Source organism: Flavobacteriales bacterium, from assembly GCA_013214975.1.
GTDB lineage: Bacteria > Bacteroidota > Bacteroidia > DT-38 > DT-38 > DT-38.
In genome coordinates, this window is sequence record JABSPR010000018.1 from 1 (window position 1) to 9,488 (window position 9,488).

The window sequence follows — 9,488 nt, forward strand, 5'->3', positions numbered from 1 at the left end:
TACTCAAGTTTCGTTTTCATGCTGTTTTTCCAGATCATATCTATGTTGATTAACGGACCGAATTTCTCCGATAACGTAATCTGACCAATCTCAAATTCCGACATGTAATTACCATTTACATCCACATCATCTGCAAAACCATCGCCTTCTCCATTATTTCCCTTATCTCCATATAATAAATTCGATTTATACCCATAATTCATACTCGACTTATAGGAATGACTCATATTGATAGATTTGAAGTACTTCTTAACCGCTTTAATTTGCGACAGTCCTTTATAAGTAATTTTCCAATTAGGATGTGGTATTTTAAGAAATGGTAACTCACTAGAATTTAAATCCTTACCTGAGTACGCCTTAATAAATGCAGGCACCAATACCTCTTGTGATGTTTCTCCATATCCACTATGGTAAACTGAAGTGTCCAATTCTGAATTATCATTACGCGTTCCATAATGAGTAGAGTACGTTTCACGAAGATTTTTAAATTCTTCAAAAGTTACGGATTCTTCTGTCTTTCCTCCAACATCAAAGGCAGTTCGAAAGAAATTATAAGACATACTATATGATCCGCTTTCTATCCTAGAAGTATGAACAAAACCATTGGGTGCCTCATCTGAGGCTCCAGGATCAAACTTAAATATCTCGGAAACATTATTGGTGAATTTTCTATTTCCAGAGATTGTTAATTGAAATCCCTTAATTGGTTTAGCCACAATTCTCCCACTAATATTTCTACTCTTAGTGATAATATGTTGCCTGTTAAAGCTTGTATCCATAACGAGCCAATCATTTCTAGCAGCATAGTCTGAATACTCTTCTGGATCTTGCAGTGCCAATATATAATTCAAACCAGGAGCGGTGAACTTTTTATTCGAACCAAGTACAAATGTTGAGTCCTTATAACCTGGTAACAATTCACCATTACCTTCCGAGTAGTTAAGTGAAACTGAATTAACACCCATTAAAAATTTAAAGGCTCTTTCTATTGGAGTTAGTGCAAGTGCTTTCTTTTTCTCTTCCTCTTTCTTCTTTTTTTCTTCTTCTTTTTTCTTCGCAGCTTCATCAGCCTCGCCCTCTAAAACAATTAGTTTATCATTCTTTTTCGGCTTAGCTCTTGCTGCTTTTTTTCTTGCGGCTTCTGCTTTTTGAGCTTTCTTATTAATCTTCTTCAAATAAGGAATCTTGTCGTAAAGCTTCTTCATATTCAAATTACCCGTAATCTGGTTGGTATTCGAATTCTCGATAGTATTACCGAGTAGAGAGTCGGATACAGCATCAAATGGCGATCTTTTCCAATCGTAATTGGCTGTGTAACGCAGGTTCACACTCATCCAATTAAATAACGGGATCTTATCTATCGGAACTTTATAATCTAGTTTTACTACTTGGTGGAAATTCGAATTAACTCCGAACTTAGCAACATTCTTCCATGCATCTGCCCGAACCTCGTCGGTAACTTCGCCCGGCGCCTCTATGATTCGAGCAACGTTAGTTGCAGAATAATTTAACTTAATCCCTTTCGCTAAATCGTATTTGACATCATACATTCTGTTGAATGTGAAGTTCTTGTTGTAGTTCTTATTCAAATGGCTCGACGTATCAACAATAGCTTCAATCGATGGATTAGTTGTATTTCGATATTGGGTAATGCCATATAATCTATCCAGATTGGCCCTTACCGAAATTCGTGATGGGAGGTAGTTAAAATTAATATCCTTAATAATCTTCATTGACTTCTTCTTCAACAAGGTTGATTTAGTTTTCCCGAACGGCTTAATGTTCTTAGGGGTAGTCGTGTAGTTATAATTTAATCCTCCTTTATAAGTTGTTTTTCTGTTCTCAACTGTATTGATATCCGTTTTTAAATTCTCATTAAAAGAATATGTTAGAGACAAGTTCTCTATGTCATAAATATGTGCTTTTCCTTTTCCCGGCGCCCGATTCTTCTTCACATTAGTAAAGTTCATACTCTTACGTTCCGTGTACGTTCTTATCGCTTTCTTATAATTTTGCCAGGTTTCTATCCTATCGTTCAGCGTTTCCTTTGTTTCTTTCGTTAGTATGTCTGGGCTAAGTGGATCGAATTGAGGACTTGTAAATCCTTGTGAATAATTTACATACATCGGTATTTTAATCTTACTTTCTTCCGGAAAGAATTTGCCTAGTTCAATACTCGAGGACAAATCATACTGCTTAATATTTTCTCTACTTCTTTCACTTACTTTTTTCTCAATACTTCCGAAACCGAAAGTTGTAATATTTCCTGTTAAGTTAACCGTTGCAAAATCGGCCATATTTAAAGAAGCTCGTGCAATAGAAGCCCATCCACCTTTTTCATCAAAATCAGAGAGTCTTAGTTCATTTACCCATACCTCTCCACATTTTGTAACACCATCATTTTTAGGATTTCGGACCCCGATCATTATAATCTTCAAGTTATTTAATGTTGGATTACCCTTTATTTTAATATTCTGTTTTTCGGGATCGGGATTGGTCCAAACTTTATTTACAGGGATTTCTGGATTTGCATTCCTACGGGTTTTGGTAGCCTGAAAATCAGCAAACTCCAGTTCAATTTTATTGTTGGCTGGCCAAACAATCTCCTGGTCTGCATCATTTTTATTGACATACGAACCCGCTTCTGTCACATCCATCGGCAACTCATATTCATAATAGTTATCGTAAAAATCGGTTCCCAACCGTATAAACAATCTTAAATCACCATTCTCTAATCCGGCGGGATCAGCAACTCCAGCCTCGCAGTGCACATCCATTAATAGCTTTTTATAGGAACGAACATCAAAATTCACATTCTTATAAATCGCCACCGAAGAACCATCTTCTAGTGCACATACATTTATTGCCAAAGACTGCTCATTTAACTGACGTAACTGCGAAGTGGTGTTATCTACTTCTCTCAATAGATCCGGAGGGAGTACATAATTTACTGGAGATTTCTCTGCATGCTCTTCAATATTTACAGCGGCAACATCAAAAGAAGTAGCTGGCGCTTCTGTTGGAATATAAACGCCAGATTCTTCGATTGTTTCTTGATATTTCCGCCACTCACTTCTAACTAGCTCTAACCGCGCGAAACGAAGAACTACCTTCTCGTTAAATCCTTGTAAGAACATTCTAATAAACCTAATAGATCTAAAATCCGGAATATTTCCTACTGTTTTGGAAGGGGATTTTATTGGAATTCTAAATTGATACCATTTTACAGACCTCGTTTTATCGTTGTTTGTAACTACGCTTGAGGTGGTAACACTCGTAATGAAGTTTTCTTTTTGCTTCACTGGATCGTTCAATACCTCTGGTGTTAACCTAAGTCTATATTGAAAATAACTCTCGTTTTCACTAATCGTGTTATCCTGATTTTTATCTTCAGAATCAGGAATCCGTGTACCAATAATTGGATACCCATCTGGCTCTTCTATACTTGAGTTTCCCTCATGGCCATTAAAGTTTTTATATCGCTCAAGAATATCTAATTCGCTATTGAGAGAGGAGCCTCTAAAAAAGGAGAAGTTATCACCAGATGGATCTTCTAATGCATTCAAATAAGCTTGCGATCCAGTACCATGGGAGGCAGACAAAGAAGACAAATAAGCTGCATAATGATTTGCTTCATCCTCATCTCGCAAACCATCTAAACCTACATCTTGAAAAGCACGTGCGCTTTCTTCCAACTCAAACGCATGAACTATGGCCTGCGTATTCGGCACATTACCCCAAAGTGAAGGATCCACTCCTTCCAACGCATCCACGTCCTCTCTATTAGTAGGTAATCCATTTTCAAAACTAATTCTTGAATCCTTTAGGATATCTTCTGAAATATTACCCAAGTTAAAATACAATTCACCACCATCGTGATTAGGGTTTCCATCTTCTGAATCAAATGGATCCATCATCCAAAATTGGATAAACTCAACATTAGCTGCTTCAAAATCGTTCGTGGTAATTTGTCTCATAATACCAGCCCACCTACTCGATGGATTAGCTAATGACCCATCTAATTCCATTCCCGCAGAATTATTACCCGCATCTGCATCGTAATTATATGGTCCTCTTTCTTCTGGATAATATGCTAAATCCATCATAGGTATACTCAATTGTGTATACTGTAATGGATCCTTATTAGGAAAAACTTCTGTTTCTAATACAGCTCTCATATAGTGATCGGACTGCATGTCTCTGTCCTTTTTTACATTTTCTGGTGTATCGCTGTTTGTATTATGGAAAAGAGGATCGATGGTATACCAGGCTAATTTTGCTCTATTCTTACCATAGTCTAATGAACCTGACGATGCTTCCGGAAACAAATCTTCTTGTCCTTCAGGTGTACTGGCCAACACCCATGCAAAGGCAGGCCTAATATCTATTTCACTTTGACTACCCTCAAAGTCATCGATATAGGAAGTCCCCTCCTTACCCAACGCTCGTGAATGACCAGGAATAATATGAGCAAATTCTCCACTGAAAGTAAATTTAGAAGGTGCCTTCGTTTCTAGTAATGGCATTTTGTCTACCAACTTTGTTATGAATGGGAGCTCTTTCGAATAATCCAATGTCAGTCCCCAAATCGTATTCGACATCGGTTCGCTACCTGAATTAATTTTAGGCGTCATTGGCTTTTCCGAAAGATTTAATATCGTACCACCAATAACAAGATCATCCGAAAATGTATAATCCATATGCGTTCCCATCAATCGTTTGGATTGGATCCCGAATAGGGAATTACTCTCTAGTGATATTTTAATTGGGATATTACTATTTAATATTTCTTCATTTATAATGCTTACTCTTCCAGATTGATATTGCACGGTATAATCTTCTCCTTCTTNCAATTTCCTATTACCCGCTGTAACACTAACTGAACCTTTAGGGACATTTATCGCATTCAGAGAAATATCGGAATTCGAAGCCGATTTATACGAACCCNTAATTTTGTATCTATTTTGATCCGGATACTTAACCCGAGCGTCACCCTGCGTAGTTGTATAGAGACTATCAAAAGCATATTTATCTCCCAATTCAGTATCGGGCAAACCAGTTACTTCATCTACAAGTCGGTCTCGAATTTGCTGACCAAATGGCTCCACAACTGGAAAAAACACCCTTCCAGTGTTTTTATCAATCGTTATTCCATCTAAAAAATCGAATAATCCATCGGGCATATTATCTCGTTGCATATTCAAATTATCAAGCTCCATAACAGAAATCAATAATTCATTCTTAATCACGCCGGCTGGTATATAATTTATATCAACCCCTGTTTCTCGGTTATTGTATACAACCTGTAATTGAAAATCTTCAGAGTTAATACCATAAGAACCAATTGAATAAACATTCTTCATTTGAAGATCCCACATCGGTAATTTTGTATTAATTACTGTGCTCTTCAATAACTTAAGAATCAAGGTAGACGGACCATCGGGTCCTTTATTCGCCCCTGCAGAGAACTCTCCAACTGTGTGCACTGTTGTTCCCTGTGTATACTGATATGCAACGGCTAAAACCTGATCTGGATTAAGCGCCTGTTTTAGGGAAATGTATCCTAAAGTTGGATGAATATCATATTCTGTTTCTTTTAACTTTCTCGCATTACCTAACTTTTCATAATCGGAAGCGAGTAAAAGATTTGCTGCTATCATCTCTTCATTCACTGTATTTATATCTCTTACATCCGGAAATATTGCAGAAAAATTATCTGGATCTAGTGAGTTAACATTATTCCGAGGATATACAATATTTAACCCATTACTAGTAACGCTAGAACTATATGGCACGGCTTCCCCTAGATCTTGAAAAGCAACAATATTTCGAATATTTTGAGTCTCTCCACGGGTATTTGTTAACCAAACCTCCACTTTAGTAATATTTACTGCAGAAGTAATAACCGGAATCGTAGACATTGATTGATTGTATTGATTCCTAAAATATTGGGATAAGAAAAAATGCTTATTGGCTTCGTAATTATCTGCCTTAATTTCAAAATTATTAACCTGGGCTCCCCCGGTAACTTCAATTACAGATTTCTCACCCTTCTCTTGAGAAAGAACACTTGTTACCATCAATTTACCAAACTGCAGTTCTGTTTTAACCCCAAATAAAGATTGACTTCCTGTTATCAACGTGCTAGAAAGCGGAAGACTAACATTACCAACCTCCAATCGCTTTATTATTTCATCTTCGTAACCAACATACTCTAGTTTCATTTGATTTTCGAAATCAAAATTTGCCTCCGTATTATAGTTCGTATTAAGGGTTAGTTTATCCCCTATTTTACCTACAACATTCAGTTGTATTTTCTCATCGAAATTGAACATTGCAGTTCTTCTTTGCCGTGTCGTTAAAACAGGATCATCATTCCGATTAACTTCCCCATTGAAAATAAGCTCCGCTGAACCCTGAGGTTTTATGTCAACAGAGTTACCACCAAAAATTCGATCGAAAACTTCTCCCCCAACATTCAGCTTTGGTTTAAATCCAGAACTAGAATTATTTAAACTTTCTGCCTTTATTGCTTCTTTAAAATAATTCTGATTCGATTTTGCATTTTGATATTCCAAAAACTCATCTAAAGTCATTTCGGATGCAGGTATATTATCCACTTTACCTACATTATTTTTAAACACATACTTTCCTGTGGCAGGATTGTACTCAACATTACTTTCCACATTAGGTGGAGTTTCCAACAAAAGATTAGGATTACCTTCTTTCGTACCATTTCTATTTAAGGGATCCTCGATAGGGAATGGTAATACAATTTGAGTAGAATCATCCTGTGCAAACGAAAAATTTACCGTACTGAAAAGCAGGAAAATTGACGCAAATGCGATTAACAACAGATATCTACTACTTAATTTCACAAGATTCGGGTAACATTATAAAAAAATCCTCCTAGAACTTATAGGTTTTTTAATGCTGTCTTTATTAATTGCTCAACAGTTACATCTGATCCTGAACCCTTTAATGCCTTGACGACAACCTTCTCGGCCATATTCTTCCCAAATCCTAAAGCAATCAACGCAGATAACGCCTCTTCTTGTATACTATTGTTTGTCTCTATGCTTATTTCACTACCAAAATTTTCTTTACTCAACTTGTCTCTGAGATCGATAATTATTCGCTCTGCAGACTTGGCTCCAATCCCTTTCACACTTTTTAATACAGCAACATTCCTTTCTACAATTGCCGTTTGAATTTCTACAAGCGAAAGACTAGACAAAATCATTCGTGCAGTTGACGCACCTACTCCAGAAACAGAAATTAAGTATAAAAACAACTGACGTTCATCTTTATCGATAAACCCAAACAGAGTATGGGCATCTTCTCTTACCGCCAAGTGAGCATATAACATTACGCTTTCGTTATCCGGAATTTTAGAATATGTATTTAGAGATATATTGAGATGATAACCAACTCCGTTACACTCAATAATGGCATAGGTAGGCGTTTTTTCTACCAACTTGCCCTTAATGTGATTTATCATTTAGCTTGCTTCTTTTGTTTCAAGGCTCTAAAGGCCGCCACAATAGACATATTTATTATTTCCCTTATTGAGCTTCCTAATTGCAATATGTGAACCGACTTATTCATTCCTAGCAGTATCGGCCCAATCACCTCAACATCAACCAATTCCTGAACCATCTTATAGGCAATATTACCAGCAGATAAGTTTGGAAATATAAATGCATTCGCTCCATGTTCGCTCAACTGCGAAAACGGGAACTGTTCGTTCATGATCTCATCGTTCAATGCAAAGTTAGCTTGAACTTCTCCATCTACAATAATATTTGGATGTTCTTTATGTATGATTGCAACTGCTTTCTTCATCTTGATTGCATCCTCTCCACCAGAAGATCCAAAATTGGAATAACTAAGCATTGCAATTCGTGGTTTTACACCCAATTGCTGAATCGCTTCAGCTGTCATAACAGTAATCTCCACCAAATCATCGACGGAAGGATTGATATTAATTGTTGTATCAGCAAAAAAGAAAGTTCCTCTTTTTGAAACGATAATATTCATTCCTGCAACTGTCTTGTTTCCTTCGGCAGAACCAATAACTTGAAGTGATGGTCTAATTGCAGTTGGGTACTTTTTAGTCAAGCCAGTTACCATGGCATCAACCTCCCCAGTTTCTAACATCATTGAACCAAAATAATTTCGTTCTCTCATCCATCTACCGGCTTCGTACATGGTCATTCCCTTTCTATTTCTTTTATCAAAGAGCACTTTGCTGTATTCTTCAACTCGCTCAATCTGCTCTCGAGCTCGTTGATCAATAATTTCAACCCCTTCAAGAGGGAGTTGGTTTTCGTTAATTATAGCTTTAATGACACCCGTTTCTCCTAACAAAACAGGAATACCAATCCCCTCTTCCATTATAACCTGTGCCGCCTTAAGCATTTTATAATTATCGGCCTCTGCAAATAATATGCGCTGCGGATTCTTTGCAGTAGCTGAAGTCAAATCTCTGATCAATTGATTATCATGCCCAAGTCTTTTTCGTAGGTTATTTACGTACTGGTTCCAATCTGTAATATCTTGTTGAGCAACGCCGGATTCCATTGCAGCTTTAGCAACCGCGGGAGCCACAGTAGTAATTAACCTTGGATCAAGTGGTTTAGGAATAATATTATCCGGGCCAAATGCTAGATTCTCCGTATCATATGCCTCATTAACCTCTTGAGGAATTGGTTCCTTAGCCAATTCAGCAATAGCTCTTACTGCGGCCAATTTCATTTCTTCATTAATGGTTGTAGCCTTTACATCCAATGCCCCTCTAAAGATGAACGGGAAACCTAAAACGTTATTTACTTGATTTGGATGATCGGATCTACCTGTCGCCATAATAATATCTGGCCTTGCTGTTTTTGCATCCTTATAGCTAATTTCCGGATCCGGGTTTGCCAATGCAAAAACCACCGGATTATCAGCCATGGATTTAACCATATCCTGAGACACAATATTCCCTCTAGATAAACCAACGAAGACATCCGCATCCTTCATTGCCTCTTCGAGAGTAGTTATTTTTCTTGTTGTAATAAAGAATTGCTTTTGCTTATCTAACCCTTCTCTTGATTCATTGATCACTCCTTTACTGTCAAGAACTACTAAGTTTTCCTTTTTTAATCCTAGGGATAAATACAATTTGGCACATGTTTGCGCCGACGCTCCAGCACCATTAAAAACAACCCTAACATCTTCTATTTTCTTCCCTGCTATAAAAAGAGCATTTAACAACGCAGCACTCGAAATAATAGCCGTTCCATGTTGATCATCATGCATAACTGGGATATTCAACTCTTCTTTGAGCCTTCTTTCTATCTCAAAACATTCAGGTGCCTTAATATCCTCTAGGTTTATTCCTCCGAATGTTGGTTCCATTGCTTTTACCGCATTAACAAAAGAATCAACATCGTACAAATTAAGTTCTATATCGAACACATCGATATCTGCAAAGATTTTAAACA

At 37.1% G+C, this 9,488-nt stretch carries 3 protein-coding genes; all 3 read right to left on the reverse strand.

From position 1 onward, the window contains the following. Window positions 1–6,878: cell surface protein SprA (gene sprA, locus HRT72_01045; GenBank protein ID NQY66303.1), on the reverse strand; the 6,878-nt coding region annotated here is incomplete at its 3' end. Window positions 6,879–6,916: 38 nt separating this feature from the next. Then, the gene (gene ruvA / locus HRT72_01050) at window positions 6,917–7,501 is read right to left on the reverse strand and encodes a Holliday junction branch migration protein RuvA (GenBank protein ID NQY66304.1); all 585 of its coding nucleotides are present in this window, start codon (window positions 7,499–7,501) and stop codon (window positions 6,917–6,919) included. Further along, on the reverse strand, window positions 7,498–9,488 hold a 1,991-nt coding region (locus HRT72_01055), incomplete at its 5' end, for an NADP-dependent malic enzyme (protein NQY66305.1). The genes HRT72_01055 and ruvA, both read right to left, overlap by 4 nt.